The following is a 17,595-nucleotide window of genomic DNA, read 5'->3' as shown; positions in this document are numbered from 1 at the left end:
CCTTAAATTTCTTTAACAAGTTCGGAAATTATTCTTACAATCATTCCTCCTGTTTTATTTGCAACTTCTAATACTTCTTCTGCCGTAAGTGGTTTTAAATCATCATGTACCGCTTTATCTGTAATAGCGGATACACCAAGAACCTTTAAACCGCCGTGATTTGCGACAATAACTTCTGGAACAGTTGACATGCCTACAGCATCTGCACCCATCCATCTCAACATCCTCAATTCAGCGGGAGTCTCAAAGTTTGGTCCAGATACAGCAACGTATACACCTTCGTAGAATGGTATATTAAGTCTTTGCGCAATCTCAATAGCCTTTTTTCTCAAATCTTTATCGTATGCATTTGACATATCTGGAAATCTTGGTCCCCATTCTTCTACGTTAGGGCCAATCAACGGATTGTCTCCCATCATGTTTATGTGATCGGTAATAAACATAGGTCTTCCAATCTCAAATTCTGGATTCATTCCACCCGCCGCATTTGTTACTATCAATACTTCTACACCCAAAAGTTGCATAACCCTTATTGGGAAGGTTACGGTCTTCATATCGTATCCTTCATAATAATGGAATCTTCCGTTCATCAGCATAACATCTTTACCATTGAGTTTTCCAAATATAAGTTCACCCTTATGTCCTGGCGCAGTTGATACTGGAAAACCTGGAATATCCTTGTATGAAAATTTCTTTGGATTTTCAATACTGTCTGCTATTCCATGCAACCCAGAACCAAGGATTATGGCAATCTGTGGTATAGAATCAATGTGCTCCTTTAAAAAATCTACCGCTTGATTTACTCTTTCAATGTATTCTTTCATCTTTTTGCCCCTCCTTTTTATTTTGTACATTGATAATTATATCATAAAAAAAAAGGCTATAAAGCCGCTTATTCCTCTATTATATAGACTAAATCTCCTGTTTTTAAAAGTGCCGCATTTGCTTCATCTGTATCTACATGAAATTCCAAAGCGTATTTCTCACTAACCCTTATAAGCACATCATCAAAAATTAATCTTCTTCCTTCTTTTTCGACTAACACTTTTACAATATCTTTATCTTTTACACCGTATTTTTCAGCATCACTTGTGTGCATGTGTATGTGTCTTTTTGCAATTATTACCCCTTTTTCTTTTATAACACTACCTTTTGGTCCTACTATAACTATTCCCGGGGTCCCTTCTAAATCCCCTGAATCTCTTACAGGTGGTCTAACTCCTATTTTAAACGCATCTGTAAGGGAAATTTCAACCTGTGTTTCTTTTCTTTCTGGTCCAAGTACCCTTACCTTCTCAATTGCACCTTTTGGTCCTACAATAATTACCGTTTCTTGACATGCAAATTGGCCGGGTTGACCTAGGTCTTTAATAGGTGTAAGTTTGTAATCTTTACCAAAGAGTATTTCCACATCTTCCCTTGAAAGGTGCACATGCCTGTTACTAACACCTGCTACAATTCCAGGTTGTTTTAAATTCATTTTATCCCTCCTCTTTTCGGCTTAAGTAATCTATCCCTAACAACTACCTTAATTTTTTCTGGAACTGTAACTTTTATTGTAAATGGTCCCCTTTTAATGTTCAAAAAACCCAAACCAGCTATTACTACCTCTTCCTCCTCATCTACTTCAAATATGTGTGTTACAAAATTTTCATCTATATCTTGCTTTTTACACGGTGGAATTAGAAGATCCCCTGCCCTCTTTTTCATTAACTCATCTGCCTTTTCTTTCTTTGTTTCATGAAAAGTTACCTTCTCAGGTGCAAAAATCTGGAAAATAGGCTTTTTTTCCGTTTTAAATTCCACCTCTATTTTACAAAATGCACTTACCAACACTGCTCTACTTTCGTCTATTTTAAAGGTTTTTCTTGTAAAAGACTTTGTATTTAAAATTTTTGCCTGACATTCTACAGAAAGTAAATCTGTTACTCTATCATTTGTCAATATTCCAGGTGTATCAAACAAATTTACATCAAAGACTTTTCTTTTTATTATACCCAAAGTCGTACCTGGAAATGGAGAAATAGTTGGCTTTGCTTCTGTAAAATGCGAAAGCAATGATGACTTTCCAACGTTTGTAACACCCAAAATTAAGATATCTTCCCTTAGACTTTTTAAAAATTTTTCAAACTTTCTCAACCCAAATTTATTTTTACTACTTAACAAAAATATACGCTCAGAAGAGCAACCCAACCTGTTTTTTAACCATTCTTGTGCTTCAATAGATGAAAGTGATTTTGGCAAAAGGTCAAACTTTGTAACGGCAAAATATACTTCTTTTCCGTTTAATTTTTTCATTATTTCCTTTCGAAAAGTACCTTCAAAATCCGTTATATCAACAACATATATTACCTTTTTAAAATCCTTTAAAATTTCATCTAATTTATCCAAAAATATCTCCTCTTCAACTGGTACACTCAACTTTCCATAATGAATCATTTTATAACAGCGCTGGCAGAGCGGTTCTTTTTCTTCTAACAGCACATGTTCTGGTATATATCCAGGTTTTTTTGGATCTTTAAATTGCAATTCAACTCCACAACCTCTACACTTCATCGTTAACCTCCTATATAAAGCTTTACCATAACAAATGCAAACCCAACTAAACTAGTCAAAAGATAAGGTTTAAACGCCCACTTTATATATTCACCAAATGAAAATTCTCTCCCTATTTGTTTTGAAAGTAAATTAACCCCCACAATATTCTGAACGGCACCAAGTGGCGTAAGGTTAGTGGCAAGATTTGCGCTTACCGCATATACCCACCAAAAGCTAGGTGAAAAGCCGGCATTCACCAGAATCTTTATAACAGGTGCAATAATCAAAGTCCCTGGAACGGCGCTAAGCCAAGGAATTGCAATCGAAGTAAAGGCAAATATTGCAAGAAGGGAGTAAAATAGATGTCCAGAAAGTGGTAAAAACATATTTGCAAGTAAACGTGTAATCCCTACTTCCTCAAGTGCATATGACAAAATGTAAAGTCCCGCATAGAAAAATAAAGTATCCCAATCTATTTCATTGCTTATATCATTAAAATTCTTCTTGTGAAATAGTATCACAGCTACCGCTCCAAGTAATGCAACAAATGAAAGATCAACCTCTACTACTTGATGAAGACCAAAAAGGGAAAGTACTATAAGAAAAACTAATAGTGTAAATTTCAAAGACTTTTTATCCGTAATAGCCATTGTTTCATCAATATCTGAAAGCTTTTCAAGTTTTTCTTCAACATCTTTATCCACTACTGTGTGTTTTTTAAACAAAAGCATAGTAATAGTAAATGAAATTATGGTAATCAATCCCATATTTTTAATAAAATCATTAAACCCCAAACCGCTTACTGAACCAAGTACAAGGTTTAAAGGACTACCAATTAATGTGGACATTCCACCAATATTGTCTATGAAGATGGTTAACATTAAAAACGGAATGGGATTTAAACCAAGTGAGTCTGTAATTAGAAAGATCATAGGGGCAATAAGGATTATCGTAACAAGGTTATCCAAAAAAGCAGACGATACAGCTACTAAAATCATCAACCCAGTTATGGTCAAAAAAAATCTCTTTCCACCTATCTTTACCACACGTATAGCCAAAAACTGAAAAAGTCCAGTTTTTTTCAAAAACTCCACTATAACAGTCATCCCTGCAAGAAGGCCCAATGTGTTAAAATCTACTACTTTACTAATATTCTCCGGTTCTAATCCCTCAATAAGTTTAAGCGCGGAAACTAAAATTGCCAGCCCAAAAACTATAGGCGCCTTATACTTTTTACCGAAAATAATATACCCATATGCAACTATTACAATAGATAATGCAAATACCTTTTCCACAAGTCCACCTCCCTATCACATTTTTTATTATAACTCTAATTTTCACATTTTCTTGTTAAAAATTATATAAATTTATATTTTAACTTCTTTTCTTTTTTCCTTTTCTATTAACATTTGTGAAAAAAATAAATACATTAAATATTCCAAATCTTATCACCTAAAATGGAAAATATTGCGGTTTGCAAAATAAATACTTATATTAGAAAATAAAAATGAAGAAACTAAAAAGGGGTGATAAAATGGCAAAAGTTTCTAACATGGTCTTGTTGAACAAACCCGGGGAAAAGATACTCCTTTTAGGTAACCATGCAATAGCAAGAGGAGCACTTGAAGCTGGCATATCGCTCTTTGCCGCATACCCTGGAACTCCTAGTTCCGAACTAACAGATACAATGGCAGCGGTAGCAAAAGATGCAGGTGTTTATATGGAATACTCTACAAACGAAAAAGTGGCATTTGAAACGGCTTTATCCGCTGCATGGAGTGGTCTTCGCGCGATGACTGCTATGAAACATGTGGGATTAAACGTCGCAGCAGATTCATTCATGAGTGCCGTAGGAATGGGAGTAGAAGGTGGATTTGTTATAATGGTTGCAGATGATCCAAGCATGTGGTCCTCACAAAATGAGCAAGATACAAGGGTTTTTGGGAAATTTGCAAATGTTCCAGTATTGGAACCCTGTAGTGTTCAAGAAGCAAAAGATCTCACAAAATACGGTTTTGAAATTAGTGAAAAGTACAAACACATGGTAATCCTCAGAACAACAACCAGGTCTTCACACATGAGGGGAGATGTAGTATTAGATAAGCTACCCGATGAAATAGTAAACAAAATAAGAAGAGTTGGAAAATTTGAAAAAGATCCAAAAAGGTTTGTCGATATACCAGCACATTCTAGAACGTTTCATCCAAAAATTCTTGAAAACATAGAAAAAATTAGAGAAGAATTTAACAACTGTCCATTCAACAGAATAGAAGGTGATGGAAAGGTAGGAATCATTACATCAGGTCTTTCATATACATATGTAAAAGAAGCTATCTCCTGGCTGGGAATAAACAATGTAAAAGTTCTTAAACTTTCAACTCCATATCCCGTTCCATTTGGACTTGTGGAAAAGTTCTTAGAAGGACTCGAAAAAGTATTAATAGTTGAAGAGCTTGAACCAGTTGTCGAAGAACAGATAAAATTGTGGGCATATGATAAAGGTTACACCATTCCTATATATGGCAAAAACATTGTACCAAGAACATACGAAATGGATACAAAACGTGCAGTAAAAGCTATTTCGAAATTTTTAAACATCGACACTCCCATCGATTTTAACACGCTAGAAGAAAAATACAAAGAAATAAGCTCAATGCTTCCACCAAGGCCACCTTCATTGTGTCCCGCATGTCCACACAGAAATTCGTTTTTTGCAATTAACAAAGCTACAAGAAAAAATGCAATTTTTCCAAGTGACATAGGATGTTATACCTTAGGTGTATTGCCACCTCTTAGTGCTGTTGACACAACAGTTGCAATGGGTGGATCAATTGGAATAGCACATGGACTTAGCGTATCACTAAATGGTGCAACAAATGAAGAGATATACAATAAAAAAGAAGTAATTGTTGCGACAATAGGAGATTCTACCTTTTACCATACGGGACTCCCCGCAATAGCAAATGCCATATACAATAGATCAAACATATTGGTAGTAATTGTAGATAACGAAATCACAGCCATGACTGGTGATCAACCAAATCCAGGTACTGGAGATACTCCACATGGACCTGGAAAAAGAATCCCCATTGAAGATGTGGTAAAGGCTATGGGGGCAGATTTCGTCGAAGTAGTAAATCCGTACAACATAAAGAAAACAACCGAAGTAATCAAAAAAGCATTGGATGTATACGGTGTTAGTGTTGTTGTATCAAGGCAAGTATGTGCTTTACATAGGGTAAGTCAAGCAAGAAAGAAAAAACAAAAATTACCCACATTTAGGGTTAATCCAGATAAATGTACAGGTTGTAAAGTATGTGTCACCACATTTGGATGCCCTGCAATATTCTGGGATAGTGAAAATAACAAGGCAAAAATTGGTCCTACTATGTGTTGGGGCTGTGGAAGCTGCGCACAAATATGTCCATTTGGAGCCTTTGAACTTGTAAAGGAGGCGAAATAATGGTTAAAGAATACAATATAGTCATTACAGGTGTAGGAGGGCAGGGAATACTAACAGCTGCAAACCTACTTGGATGGGCCGCACTAAAAGAAGGATACAAAGTTAGAGTAGGAGAAGTGCACGGAATGAGCCAGAGATTTGGCAGCGTTATATCTTATGTAAGGTTTGGAGAAAATGTCTACGGTGCAATGGTACCAGAAGGAAAGGCAGATGTGATAATATCATTTGAACCAGTAGAAGCATTAAGATATATCAATTACTTAAAAGAATGTGGGCTTGTATTTACAAATTCCAGACCTATTCAACCTGTACAAGTATCAATGGGGCTTGCAAAATACCCTTCACACGAAGAAATTAAAGATATCGTAGAAAAAAAGTTTAACGCAAAATATTTAAGTTTTGATGCCGAAAGCCTTGCAAAAGAGGCAGGAAATATAATTACAACAAATGTGGTATTAATCGGTGCTTTAACATCAACACCAGACTTTCCACTCTCTCCACAAACAATAAAGGAAGTAATTAAAGTTAGTGTTCCACCAAAAGCTGTAGATTTGAATATGAAGGCATTTGAATTGGGATTAAGCAAAGCAAAAGAAATGTTATAAAATCACGAAAAATGAGTATAAAACCCCTTGCATCTTTTGCAGGGGGTTGTTTTTTTTTACTTTCTAAGTTAAAATATAAAGCAAAATGTAAAATGAAAGGGGAAAATAAATGTATCTACTTTCTTCTATAATCTTTGGAATACTACTGGGGTCAAATGATTCCGCAAATATATTTGGTCCTTCTGTAGAAATGGGAATATTAAAATACAGAAAAGTTACCATAATTGCGGCTATTTTTACCTTTTTAGGGGCAATAATTGGTGGAGAAAGGGGAATAAGAACTATAAGCACTTTTTCAAATATAGATATTTACAGTGCAACAATTTCCGTTATTTCAGCTGCAATTACCATGTTCATACTCTCAAAAATCGGTATTCCTTCGTCTTCTTCCCAGTCTATTGTTGGAGCGATAATTGGTATAAACTTATTAACCAATAATCTAAATACAAAACTTCTTTTAAAACTCTTTCTTGCCTGGATTCTTACACCCATTGGCGGGATAATCTTTACATATTTGCTATATAAAACTCTTTCTCCTCTGTTTAATAAGATAAAATCGATACAAACTAGGGAGAAAATTATAATACTTTCAACATTAATCATAGGTTCATACGGCGCGTATTCTCTCGGCGCAAATAACGTTGCAAACATTACTGGGGTCTTTGCTAACAATATCGGTACTAAAAATGCAACGTTTGTAGGCGGCATAAGTATGGCAATTGGTGCATTACTTTCAAATAAAAAGGTTATGTACACCATAAGTAAAAAGATAATGGAATTAGATTATTTTTCCTCTGCTGTATCTTCACTGGGCCAAGCTATAACTGTGTGGATATATTCACTTGTTGGAATACCCGTATCCGTCTCTCAGGCCATTGTTGGTGCGGTTATAGGTGCAGGATATGCAAAGGGTTCAAAGATAACAAACAAAAAAGTAATTATACAAATATTCCTCACTTGGATTATTACTCCCACTTTTTCGGCGTTTATCTCAATTATTCTAAATTACCTTCTTAAAATTTCCATTTTTTAAATTTTTATCAAAAATTAAAATATGTTACTATATAATAATTGTTAAAATGAATAAGAAAATAGGAGGTGGTGTAAATATTTATATACTTACTTCCAGCTATTTTTTTTGGCTGGTCTCTTGGAGCAAATGATGCAGCAAATATATTTGGAACTGCAGTTTCAAATAGAATCATTAAGTACAAAACTGCAACAATAATTTCTGCAATATTTATAATAATCGGTGCAGTTATTGGCGGAGAAAAAGGTATTTTAACTATTAGCAGTATTTCCGCAAGTGATTTAAAACTTGCTGCAATATCCGTACTTTCGTCTGCTATTACAATGACTACCATGACTTATATAGGTGTCCCCGTCTCTTCTTCTCAGGCAATAGTAGGTTCAATAATTGCAACTTCTTTAATAGAAGGTACAGTAAAATGGGGGATACTCTCAAAGCTTTTTCTTGCGTGGTTTTTTACACCAATTGGTGGTATTTTCTTTAGTTATATCTCATATAAAATCTTTGCAAGACCGTTTAATAAAATAAAATCCATTTATGTAAAGGAAAAAGTTATATTTTTTGCGACATTAATAATAGGGGCATATGGTGCATATTCACTTGGTGCAAACAATGTTGCAAATATCACAGGAGTATTTGCAAATGCCATTGGAGTTAAAAATGCCGCACTATTAGGTGGTATAAGTATAGCATTGGGTGTTTTAACGTATAGCTACAAGGTAATGTACACAGTGGGTACACAAATAATAGAGCTTGATTATTATTCCTCTGCAATTGCAGTATTGGGTGAATCCATTACCGTATGGATTTACGCACTACTTGGTATACCCGTTTCAACATCACAAGCAATAGTAGGGGCAGTTATAGGTGCAGGATATGCAAAGGGCTCGAGAATTTCAAGTAAAAAAATTATCTTCAAAATAGTTAGTGCTTGGATTAATACCCCTGTAATTGCAGGGGCTATAACTTTTCTGATATACTATTTAATGAGACTGGTATAAAAGGAGGAAAATAATATGAGTCTATTTTTTGGTAAAAAAGAGCAACTAGTAATTGAGTTATTTGAAAGTCATTTGGATTCCGTAGAAGATACCATAAAAAAATTGGTAGAACTTGTAAAGGAAAATGATATAGAAAAACGAAAGGAACTTGCCGAGGAAGTTAGAAAAATAGAATCACAGACAGATCAAATTAGAAGAAAAGCAGAACTTGAAATGTATTCAGGTGCATTTCTTCCAAACTTTAGGGGGGACCTTTTGGGTACCATTGAAGCATTAGATAGAATTGCAAACAAAGCAGAATCAGTAGCAGATGAGATAGATCTACAAAATCTAGTAATCCCACAAGAAATTAGAGAAAATATTATAGATCTCGTTGAAACATCTCTTGAAACCTATAAAGCCTTAAAAAAAGCCGCAAAAAAGATGTTTAAAGATTTTGATAAAGCAAGTGAGATGATAATAGAAACGGAAAAGTTCGAACATAAAACAGATGATATAGAAAGGGAAACAATAAGAAAGATATTTAATCTTGATATATCACTTGCGGAAAAAATACAATTAAAAAAACTAGTACACAGAATAGCTGACATATCCGATACTTCAGAAGATGTCTCAGATAGAATCCAAATAATACTTTACAAAAGAAAAGTATGAAAACGAAAACTCGCATTTGAGGAGTAAAATTGATTAGTAAAAAAAACATTACAAAAGAAATTTTATCTTTAAAAGAAAATATCAAAGAACATTGTAAAATTTTCCATATAGAAAAAAATGAAGTATTACACTCACCACATGAAAAATTAGAACAAATAAGTGTTGTTTTAAATGGAAGACTAAAAGTTGTAAAATTTACATCAGAAGGAAATGAACAAGTTGTAAAATATATAAGCGAAAACGAAAGCTTTGGCGAAGGGCTAATATTTGCTGGTGAATTTTATCCATCCTTTATAATCTCCGAAAAGAAATCAGAAATAATGGAAATCTCTAAGGAAGGAATTTTATTTTTGTTAAAAAATAACGAAGAATTCCTTATTACTTATTTGAATGAAATATCAAGAAAAATGGTAAATTTATCAAATGTAATAGATATACTCATTATTAAATCTATAAAAGAACGGATAATAAAGTACTTCTCACTACTACATAAAACTCAAAACAGTGATGTAATATTTTTTAAATCAAAACAAAAAATAGCAAATGATATCGGTAGCGTAAGAGAAGTTGTCTCAAAAAAGATTAAAGAATTAGAAAACGAGGGGATAATAAAGATAATAGATAAAAATCATATCAAAATCATAAATAAAAAGCTCTTTAGATAAAACCGTGATTTCAATCACGGTTTTATTTTTTTGTGTAAAATATAATAAAATTAGAAAAATTTATCAAAAGGAGTGATCTAATGAATACGATAATTTTGATTATTCTAGCAGTATTATTTTTGTCATGGTCAACATTTAAAAGTAGAGAAAAAACAAAAGAAAGCCTTATCTTATCAAAAAATCTTCTTATAAAGACATTTATCGAAATAATAGGAGTTATGGCATTAGTTGGTCTAGTTTTGGCAATATTACCACCAGAACTCATAAAGCAACTACTTGGAAATTCAAATGAATTTTTAAGCACGCTTTATGGAGCAATTATAGGGGCCTTAACTATAATCCCCGCTTTTATAGCCTTTCCACTATCCAAATCACTTTATCAAAGTGGTGCTAACTTAACGGCAATCGCTGCATTCATAACCACACTAACAATGGTAGGTTTTGCAACTATACCAATAGAAACAAAGTATTTTGGAAAAAAATTTACACTACATAGGTTATGGTTAAGTTTTGTTGCTGCAATATTAATAGCTTCAGGTATGGCGGTGATATTGTGATTAAATTAATAAAAAACAACAAATTAATATTTATTAGTATAGTTCTCTATACTATAGCATTTTTTGTAAAACCATCGATATTTTACAAAGGTTTGGAAATGACAAAAGGATTTCTTATAGAAATGCTAGAAGTTATGCCACCCATTCTTATAATATCTTCACTAATAACAGTATGGGTACCTTCAGAAATTATAATGAAACACTTTGGAAAAAAATCTGGAATAAAAGGTAAACTCTTATCGATATTTACAGGCGCAATATCGGCAGGTCCAATATACGCGGCTTTTCCCATTGCACAAGCTCTATTTTTCAAAGGGGCAAGTATTGCAAATTTAGTGATAATTATTAGTTCATGGGCAGTAGTTAAAATCGTAATGTTTATGGTCGAATCAAGCTTTCTTGGACTATCTTTTGCATTAACAAGATATATACTAACAATACCTGCTATTTTACTAATGGGATACATTATGGAAAAATTAGTTAAGAGAGAAGATATTTTAAACGAAATTTCAAACAACAATTACACGTACAAAAATATAAGGGAAATATTAAACAATTTACCAAACATGGATTGTGGTGCTTGTGGGTATGCAAATTGCAAAGCTTTCGCAAAAGGAGTTTTAAATAAAGAAGTTACAATCGATGATTGTGTTATCAGAAGAAATGCAAAAAAAATAGCATAAGTCCAGTTCCAAGTGGAACTGGACTTTTAATAATTATTCACCTACTGTAAATTTAACAAATCTTGAAACTTTGATATTTTCTCCTATCTTTGCAATTGCTTCTTTTATCATATCTTCAACTGTCTTTTCTTCATCAAATGCAAATTTTTGTTCGTAAAGACAATTTTCCTCAAAGAATTTGTTTAATTTTCCTTCAATTATTCTTTCGATAACATTTTCTGGTTTTCCAGAATCTTTAAGTTGTTCTCTGTAGATATCCTTTTCCTTTTCGATAACCTCTTGTGGTACTTCTTCTCTTTTTACCCATCTTGGTGACATTGCAGCAATGTGCATTGCTATTTTGTTTCCAAGTTCTTGGAATTCCTCTGTTCTTGCAACAAAGTCTGTTTCACAATTTAATTCCACCAAAACTCCTATTCTTTTGTTAAAATGTACGTAAGATGCAATTATACCTTCTCCTGTTTCCCTTGATGCTTTTTTTGCAGCCTTTGCAATACCTCTCTTTCTTAAGACCTCTATGGCCTTTTCTATATCTCCGTTTGTCTCTTCTAGTGCCTTTTTACACTCCATCATTCCAGCACCAGTTCTATCTCTAAGCTCCTTAACAAGTTTTGCACTAATCATACTTTCTCCTCCTTTATATATTTTTAGAAGATATTTTCCACCCATTCTCATATACCATCAAATACTTTATACCTACCTCTTCCAAAATTTCATACACCTTTTCTATTCCCCTTCCCACATGTTCTACTTTATGGGCATCGGAACCTATTGTAACATATTTTCCACCAAGTTTCTTAAAGAGTTTTAAAATATCAATTGAAGGATTTGGCTCACCATATCTAAAAATACCAGCAGTATTAACTTCGATTGTTTTTCCCTTTTCAAGTACAAGTCTTAACACATCTTCAATAATTGGATAAAGCTTTTTAGAAAAAGGTTCAAAACCCTCAGAAAACCTTCTTGGAAAATCAAGATGCCCTAGTACGTGAAAATCGTCTATTTTCTTTACAAATGTGTATAAATCCAAAAGATACTTCTCATATACCTTTTGTCTATCTTTTTCATCATATTTCTTATGATTTGAGAGAATAACAAAATCAAAATCCTTTAAATCTATATCAATCTTTCCTTTTCCGTCCCATCCAAATTCTACACCTATTGGTAAATTCCTTTTTCTCATCTCTCTTTTATACACTTCCACATCAAATTTAAAACTTTCCTCACCATCCACTGCTTCATAGTGATCCGTTATTATTATACTCAAATTTCCAGCCATACTTAGTATATCATCTATAGAAGATGTGGAATCTGCGGAAAAGTTACTGTGTAAATGGTAATCTATCATTTCTTTCCACCTGCAATATTTACTAACCACTTAAAAATCGGATGAGGCGTTCCCACCTTTGACTTGTATTCTGGATGGTACTGTACACCCAAGAAAAATGGATGATCTTCCAATTCCACAGCCTCAACAAAATCTGATTTTGCAGAAATTGTTAATTTATAACCCTCATTGCCAGGTAATTTAAATATATCTGAAAATGATTCGGCATCAACTTCGTATCTGTGTCTATGTCTTTCGTATATTACTAATTGGTTGCCGTATATTTTGCTCAAAAGTGTGTTTTCTAAAACATTTGTCTTTTGAGCTCCAAGCCTCATAGTACCACCAAGTTTTAAAATTTCTTTTTGAGATTCCATCATATTAACCACGGGATACGGTGTATTTGGATCAAATTCCGTAGAATTCGCCCCTTCGTACCCTCCAACGTTTCTTGCAAATTCAATTGCCATAAGTTGCATACCAAGACATATTCCAAGAATGGGTTTTTTATTCTCACGCGCATACTTTATTGCCTTTATCTTACCTTCTATTCCCCTTCTTCCAAACCCTCCTGGTATAATTAACGCATCAAAACCATCAAGGTAATCTTTTACCTGTTCATCTGTCATATCTTCAAGTTCTTGTGCATCTACAATCACGGGTTTTTGTGCACCCGAAAGGTATATAGATTCAATTATACTTTTGTATGCATCATCTGTACCAAGGTATTTTCCCACAATCCCTATTTTTAAAAGCTCAAATGATTTTGGATAACTCCAAGAAAAATTATCTTCAATATTCAAGTTCAATTTCTCAGAGATAAGATTATGTAAATTTAACGAGTGAAGTACCACTGGTACCTCGTATACATTTGATACATCTGGAAGATTTATCACCCTATTTTTTGGTACACCACTAAACAGAGCTACTTTAAATAAACTATTTGCATCAATGGGCATTTCCGTCCTAACTATTATAGTGTCAGGGTGAATACCTATTTTCCTTAAAAGCTGAACAGATTGCTGAGTGGGTTTGGTCTTAAACTCATTTGTGGTTCTAAGATACGGAACATACGTTACATGTACAAAGTGGAAATTTTCCCTTCCCACTTCAAAGGCAAGTTCTCTTACCGCTTCTAAAAACACTTCACCCTCTATATCTCCAACTGTTCCCCCTATTTCTATTACCAAGAGTTCTCCATCCATTGACTTAATTCTATCTTTAATTTCAGATGTGACGTGAGGTACTATTTGAACGGTGGAACCCAAATACCTTCCATCCCTTTCACGTTGGATAACGGAAAAGTATATCTGCCCCGCCGTAATATTATTTTTTCTTGAAACGTTTATTCCCAAAAATCTTTCATAATGCCCCAAATCAAGATCTGCCTCATAACCATCGTCTGTAACAAATACTTCACCGTGCTGATTTGGATTCATAGTCCCCGCATCTACATTTAAGTATGGATCTATCTTTAATATATTAACATCTATACCACTATCTTTTAAAATCCTGGCAAGAGATGCGGAAAAAATTCCCTTTCCTATTCCACTTAATACACCACCAGTAACCACAATAAATTTTTGAGGCATATTATCCCTCCTTTTAGTAAAATTTTACTATTTTTTGTTATATTTCGTGTTTCTTTAAAGTTACAGCTTTTCTTTTTTTGTGGTATCATATATTTGGAAACGTTCCAAAAACGAAAAGAGGTGAATTTATATGAAAAAATCCATAATTTTGGCAATAGGAAATGAACTAGTTGAGGGAATAATACTAGATACAAACTCAAAATATATATCAAGAAAGTTATTAGATTTCGGATACAAAACTATAGCTATAAAAACACTTCCTGATGACATGAAAATATTGGTAGAAGAAATCGAAAGTTCCTTAAAAAAAGCAGATTTATTAATAACAACTGGAGGTTTAGGTCCTACAGAAGATGATCTAACAAGAGAGGCAGTTTCCAAAGCCCTTGGAAAAAAGCTCGTATTTTCAGATAAAATATACAAAAGCATATTAGAAAAGGTTAAAAAATTTCACAGAGAAGTGCCAGAAAATGTAAAAAAACAAGCATGGGTAATAGAAAGTGCAAAGGTAATAGAAAATCCCGTTGGAACAGCACCTGGACAAATAATTGATAATATAATTATTCTTCCAGGCCCCCCTGTTGAAATGAAACCTATTTTTGAAGAAGCGTTAAACCATATAAAAAAAGGCGAAAAAATATATCAAAGAAGGGTTAAATTTTTGGGTATTCCAGAGGCAGTCTTGGTAGAAAAATACAAAGATATAATATACAAACACGATATCAACGTCGCAACAATGGCAAGCCATATTACAGGTGTGGAATTAAGGTTTACCGGCGAAAGAAAAAAAGTAGATGAAATAGTAAATTTACTTAAGGAAAAATTATCTGATTATATTTACGCATTTGACAACAAAACAATAGAAGAAGTGGTCTTTGAAAAATTGGGAGATAAAACTGTCTCCTTTGCAGAATCTTGTACAGGTGGATTGATTTCCTCAAAGTTTGTCAGTCTACCTGGTGTTTCAAAAGTATTTAAAGGCGCAATTGTAGCATATTCAAATGAAGTAAAGGAAAATGTTTTAAATGTAAGTAAAAATACCCTTAAAACATTTGGAGCTGTAAGTAAAGAATGCGTAATTGAAATGGCACAAGGGGTATGTAAGATTCTAAATAGCGATTATTCTGTCTCGGTGTCCGGTATAGCAGGACCCACAGGTGGTACCAAGGAAAAACCCGTAGGGACTGTTTGGATTTGTGCCTACGATAGACAAAAAGATGTTTATCTTGCAAAAAATTTTCTCTTTAGGGGAAATAGACAAATAATAAGGGAAAAATCTTCACTCTATGCATTAAATCTACTAAGGAGGATTATAGAATGAAAAAGAAAAATATTACCATAAAAGATGTGGCAAAAAAAGCAGGTGTTGGTGTGGGAACTGTTTCACGGGTTATAAATAACAGTCCGCACGTTAACCCAAGAACTAAAGAACACGTATTAAAAATTATACAGGAAATGGGTTACATGCCAAATCCCCATGCAAGAAGGCTTTCAAGTGGACACACAAAGATAATAACCACTATCTTTCCACAGATGGTTGGTGAATTTCATCAACTTTTGCTTTCTGGAATAGATGAAGTATTTGAAAAAGAAGGATATACTTCCTTTGTATATCCACTTTACAGTGAAAATAGATATAAATTTGTAAGGGAAAGCTCTGATTTTGTGCTCGGTACTGACGGAGTAATAATTGATGCACTAAACGTTGACAAGCTCTTAAAACAGTATATCCCAAAAAATGTACCCGTTGTTTCGGTGGAATTTGATTCGCAAAAGTACGATTCTGTAATATTGGATAACTTCTACGGTGGAATGATAGCAGGAGACTATCTATCTAATTTTGAAGGTGATTTATTTATAGTAACACACGATAGAAAAACAAAATTAGAAAGTACCGTCTTTGAAGAAAGGGTAAGTGGATTTATCGAATCAATAGAAAGAAAAGGAAGAAAAGTAGAAAAAATATTTAAAATAGATCTTGACTGGCTTGAAGCAATTAAAGTTGCAAAAGCTGTTTTTACCATTTCAAAAAAACCCATTATATTTGCAACAACAGATTACTTTGCATTCCCGGTAATAGAATTTGCAAGGATAAAAGGACTTGAACCTAAAAAAGACTTTTTCCTCTGTGGATTTGATAACCTTACTTTATCCAGCATATTAAATATTACCACCATAAAACAGCCTATAAAGAAAATGGGGAAAACTGCAGGTGAAATGTTATTAAGAAAAATAAAGGGGTATAACAGAAAAAGACAAACAATTGCCTTTAAACCGGAATTAATAGAAAGAAATACATAAGGAGGAATATTATGAAAAAAGGTGATTTTATTTGGATATTTACATTTCTTCTAATAATTTTTCTTTTAATCTCTCTCCATGACTATTATATAGCTTTAAATAGATCCCATCCATACTTTATGGGATTTTTAAAGGTATCCATACTTGCAACAATGGGAGAAATACTATCTTTGAGATTACAAAGAAAAAGATATACAAAACCATACGGATTAATATACAGATTTATTATATGGGGATTTCTAGGTATGTGTTTTGTACTTGTATTTGAATTATTCTCAAGTGGCACGTATAATGTTATGGAAAAAGGACTTCTTCCAGGAAAAAATAGATTCTTTCACGCATTTTTTACCAGCACGTTGATGAACCTTATATTTGCCCCAACTTTTATGGCATTTCATAGAATAACTGATACCTACATAGACTTGGGAAAGGGAAAAATAAAAGGGATACTTTCCGTAAAATTTAGTGATGTTATAAATACAATTGACTGGAATAAATTTTTTGGTTTTGTTGTTCTAAAAACCATACCGTTCTTTTGGATTCCAGCCCATACTATTACGTTCTTACTACCAGCAGAATATAGAGTATTAACAGCTGCAATGCTCTCTATTGCACTGGGAGTGTTGTTATCCATACGAAAGGGGTAATACTGTGCTTAAATTGAAACCCATGCATTTTATAGATTTTATAGATGCACCTGTTGAAAAGGTATACAAAACGTTTGTAAATGAAAACGGATGGGATCCATGGTTTACAGATGGCATGAAAATGGAATTAAAAGACGGTGGAAATATATTCTTTAGATGGGAAAGATTAACAGGTGAAGAGGTTATTGATAGGGGATACACTATTGAAATAATCCCAAACAAGTTATGGGAATTCTGGTGGTACGAATACGAAGACGGATTTAGATCAAAAGTTACTATAAAGTTTCAAAAGAACTTAGACGGTGGAACTTGGATAAGTATAACGGATAATACCATCGTTAAAAACTTAGAAGAAATAGACATTAGATACGGCTGTGCATTTGGTTGGGGACAGATGCTCATACTCGCAAAGGCATATATAGAACAAAATATAATACTATTTCGGTAAGTATTTTGGAAAGTTTATATACTATATATAGTTCTTTGGAAAGATTTATATACTATATATTGATTTCTAACCACATGGTAAGAA

At 33.4% G+C, this 17,595-nt stretch carries 19 protein-coding genes; 12 read left to right on the top strand and 7 right to left on the bottom strand.

Annotated features, from left to right (window positions below; all coding sequences use genetic code 11):
• Positions 1 to 2 precede the first annotated feature (2 nt).
• From AS157_RS00430 to AS157_RS00415, 4 genes are all read right to left on the bottom strand, one after another.
• Positions 3 to 824, bottom strand: a complete 822-nt coding sequence (locus AS157_RS00430) for a purine-nucleoside phosphorylase (protein WP_077289264.1) — start codon at positions 822 to 824, stop codon at positions 3 to 5.
• 68 nt (positions 825 to 892) lie between these two features.
• Positions 893 to 1,480, bottom strand: a complete 588-nt coding sequence (gene pduL, locus AS157_RS00425) for a phosphate propanoyltransferase (protein WP_077289265.1) — start codon at positions 1,478 to 1,480, stop codon at positions 893 to 895.
• Entirely contained in the window at positions 1,477 to 2,556 is a 1,080-nt protein-coding gene (yqeH, locus tag AS157_RS00420) for a ribosome biogenesis GTPase YqeH (protein ID WP_077289266.1), read from the bottom strand. Before yqeH ends, pduL begins: the two co-directional genes overlap by 4 nt.
• 2 nt (positions 2,557 to 2,558) lie before the next feature.
• Complete coding sequence (locus AS157_RS00415) at positions 2,559 to 3,833, bottom strand: ArsB/NhaD family transporter (RefSeq protein ID WP_077289267.1); 1,275 nt, start codon at positions 3,831 to 3,833, stop codon at positions 2,559 to 2,561.
• Positions 3,834 to 4,072: 239 nt separating this feature from the next.
• Here AS157_RS00415 and iorA point away from each other — a divergent pair, with 239 nt between their 5' ends.
• The 8 genes from iorA (at position 4,073) to AS157_RS00375 (ending at position 11,196) form a co-directional block, all read left to right on the top strand.
• Positions 4,073 to 6,001 (top strand): indolepyruvate ferredoxin oxidoreductase subunit alpha, encoded by a 1,929-nt coding sequence (gene iorA, locus AS157_RS00410; RefSeq protein ID WP_077289268.1) that lies wholly within the window; start codon positions 4,073 to 4,075, stop codon positions 5,999 to 6,001.
• The gene (locus AS157_RS00405; protein ID WP_077289269.1) at positions 6,001 to 6,606 is read left to right on the top strand and encodes an indolepyruvate oxidoreductase subunit beta; all 606 of its coding nucleotides are present in this window, start codon (positions 6,001 to 6,003) and stop codon (positions 6,604 to 6,606) included. Before iorA ends, AS157_RS00405 begins: the two co-directional genes overlap by 1 nt.
• A 109-nt stretch (positions 6,607 to 6,715) precedes the next feature.
• Positions 6,716 to 7,639: an inorganic phosphate transporter gene (locus tag AS157_RS00400; protein ID WP_077289270.1), complete on the top strand. Its 924-nt coding sequence runs from the start codon at positions 6,716 to 6,718 to the stop codon at positions 7,637 to 7,639.
• An 80-nt stretch (positions 7,640 to 7,719) separates the two neighbouring features.
• Positions 7,720 to 8,637 carry an inorganic phosphate transporter gene (locus tag AS157_RS00395; RefSeq protein ID WP_077289271.1) on the top strand — a complete coding sequence of 306 codons (918 nt, stop codon included), beginning with the start codon at positions 7,720 to 7,722 and terminating at the stop codon, positions 8,635 to 8,637.
• A 15-nt stretch (positions 8,638 to 8,652) separates the two neighbouring features.
• The gene (locus AS157_RS00390) at positions 8,653 to 9,291 is read left to right on the top strand and encodes a TIGR00153 family protein (protein ID WP_075665823.1); all 639 of its coding nucleotides are present in this window, start codon (positions 8,653 to 8,655) and stop codon (positions 9,289 to 9,291) included.
• A 29-nt stretch (positions 9,292 to 9,320) separates the two neighbouring features.
• Positions 9,321 to 9,956 carry a Crp/Fnr family transcriptional regulator gene (locus AS157_RS00385; RefSeq protein WP_197023222.1) on the top strand — a complete coding sequence of 212 codons (636 nt, stop codon included), beginning with the start codon at positions 9,321 to 9,323 and terminating at the stop codon, positions 9,954 to 9,956.
• Positions 9,957 to 10,036: 80 nt separating this feature from the next.
• The gene (locus AS157_RS00380) at positions 10,037 to 10,513 is read left to right on the top strand and encodes a permease (protein WP_077289272.1); all 477 of its coding nucleotides are present in this window, start codon (positions 10,037 to 10,039) and stop codon (positions 10,511 to 10,513) included.
• Positions 10,510 to 11,196 (top strand): permease, encoded by a 687-nt coding sequence (locus AS157_RS00375; protein ID WP_197023224.1) that lies wholly within the window; start codon positions 10,510 to 10,512, stop codon positions 11,194 to 11,196. The genes AS157_RS00380 and AS157_RS00375 overlap by 4 nt, the downstream gene beginning before the upstream one ends.
• Positions 11,197 to 11,229: 33 nt before the next feature.
• On the opposite strand, the gene tsf is transcribed toward AS157_RS00375, so the two are convergent.
• The 3 genes from tsf to pyrG are packed head-to-tail and all read right to left on the bottom strand — an operon-like array spanning position 11,230 to position 14,115.
• Positions 11,230 to 11,820, bottom strand: coding sequence for a translation elongation factor Ts (tsf, locus tag AS157_RS00370; RefSeq protein WP_077289295.1), 591 nt, complete (start codon positions 11,818 to 11,820; stop codon positions 11,230 to 11,232).
• Between the two features lie 13 nt (positions 11,821 to 11,833).
• Positions 11,834 to 12,544, bottom strand: coding sequence for a PHP domain-containing protein (locus tag AS157_RS00365; RefSeq protein WP_077289274.1), 711 nt, complete (start codon positions 12,542 to 12,544; stop codon positions 11,834 to 11,836).
• The gene (pyrG, locus tag AS157_RS00360) at positions 12,541 to 14,115 is read right to left on the bottom strand and encodes a CTP synthase (RefSeq protein ID WP_077289275.1); all 1,575 of its coding nucleotides are present in this window, start codon (positions 14,113 to 14,115) and stop codon (positions 12,541 to 12,543) included. Before pyrG ends, AS157_RS00365 begins: the two co-directional genes overlap by 4 nt.
• Positions 14,116 to 14,245: 130 nt before the next feature.
• Between pyrG and AS157_RS00355 the strand changes: the two genes are divergently transcribed.
• Genes AS157_RS00355 through AS157_RS00340 form a run of 4 tightly spaced genes read left to right on the top strand, consistent with a single transcriptional unit; the run spans position 14,246 to position 17,511 of the window.
• A complete protein-coding gene (locus tag AS157_RS00355; protein ID WP_077289276.1) occupies positions 14,246 to 15,436 on the top strand; it encodes a competence/damage-inducible protein A in 1,191 nt (396 codons plus the stop codon).
• Positions 15,433 to 16,416, top strand: coding sequence for a LacI family DNA-binding transcriptional regulator (locus tag AS157_RS00350; RefSeq protein ID WP_077289277.1), 984 nt, complete (start codon positions 15,433 to 15,435; stop codon positions 16,414 to 16,416). Before AS157_RS00355 ends, AS157_RS00350 begins: the two co-directional genes overlap by 4 nt.
• A gap of 11 nt (positions 16,417 to 16,427) precedes the next feature.
• Positions 16,428 to 17,063: a hypothetical protein gene (locus AS157_RS00345; protein WP_077289278.1), complete on the top strand. Its 636-nt coding sequence runs from the start codon at positions 16,428 to 16,430 to the stop codon at positions 17,061 to 17,063.
• 4 nt (positions 17,064 to 17,067) lie between these two features.
• Positions 17,068 to 17,511, top strand: a complete 444-nt coding sequence (locus AS157_RS00340; protein WP_077289279.1) for an SRPBCC family protein — start codon at positions 17,068 to 17,070, stop codon at positions 17,509 to 17,511.
• Positions 17,512 to 17,595: the final 84 nt, after the last annotated feature.

The organism is Thermosipho sp. 1244, assembly GCF_018588215.1.
Classification (GTDB): Bacteria; Thermotogota; Thermotogae; order Thermotogales; family Fervidobacteriaceae; genus Thermosipho; species Thermosipho affectus.
This window is presented reverse-complemented; position numbering and strand designations above follow the sequence as displayed.

Excerpts from the sequence above, each read along its gene's own strand:
- AS157_RS00430 (WP_077289264.1), bottom strand. The coding sequence starts at position 824 with ATGAAAGAATACATTGAAAGAGTAAATCAAGCGGTAGATTTTTTAAAG.
- pduL (WP_077289265.1), bottom strand. The coding sequence starts at position 1,480 with ATGAATTTAAAACAACCTGGAATTGTAGCAGGTGTTAGTAACAGGCAT.
- yqeH (WP_077289266.1), bottom strand. The coding sequence starts at position 2,556 with ATGAAGTGTAGAGGTTGTGGAGTTGAATTGCAATTTAAAGATCCAAAA.
- iorA (WP_077289268.1), top strand. The coding sequence starts at position 4,073 with ATGGCAAAAGTTTCTAACATGGTCTTGTTGAACAAACCCGGGGAAAAG.
- AS157_RS00405 (WP_077289269.1), top strand. The coding sequence starts at position 6,001 with ATGGTTAAAGAATACAATATAGTCATTACAGGTGTAGGAGGGCAGGGA.
- AS157_RS00400 (WP_077289270.1), top strand. The coding sequence starts at position 6,716 with ATGTATCTACTTTCTTCTATAATCTTTGGAATACTACTGGGGTCAAAT.
- AS157_RS00390 (WP_075665823.1), top strand. The coding sequence starts at position 8,653 with ATGAGTCTATTTTTTGGTAAAAAAGAGCAACTAGTAATTGAGTTATTT.
- AS157_RS00380 (WP_077289272.1), top strand. The coding sequence starts at position 10,037 with ATGAATACGATAATTTTGATTATTCTAGCAGTATTATTTTTGTCATGG.
- tsf (WP_077289295.1), bottom strand. The coding sequence starts at position 11,820 with ATGATTAGTGCAAAACTTGTTAAGGAGCTTAGAGATAGAACTGGTGCT.
- AS157_RS00365 (WP_077289274.1), bottom strand. The coding sequence starts at position 12,544 with ATGATAGATTACCATTTACACAGTAACTTTTCCGCAGATTCCACATCT.
- pyrG (WP_077289275.1), bottom strand. The coding sequence starts at position 14,115 with ATGCCTCAAAAATTTATTGTGGTTACTGGTGGTGTATTAAGTGGAATA.
- AS157_RS00355 (WP_077289276.1), top strand. The coding sequence starts at position 14,246 with ATGAAAAAATCCATAATTTTGGCAATAGGAAATGAACTAGTTGAGGGA.
- AS157_RS00350 (WP_077289277.1), top strand. The coding sequence starts at position 15,433 with ATGAAAAAGAAAAATATTACCATAAAAGATGTGGCAAAAAAAGCAGGT.
- AS157_RS00345 (WP_077289278.1), top strand. The coding sequence starts at position 16,428 with ATGAAAAAAGGTGATTTTATTTGGATATTTACATTTCTTCTAATAATT.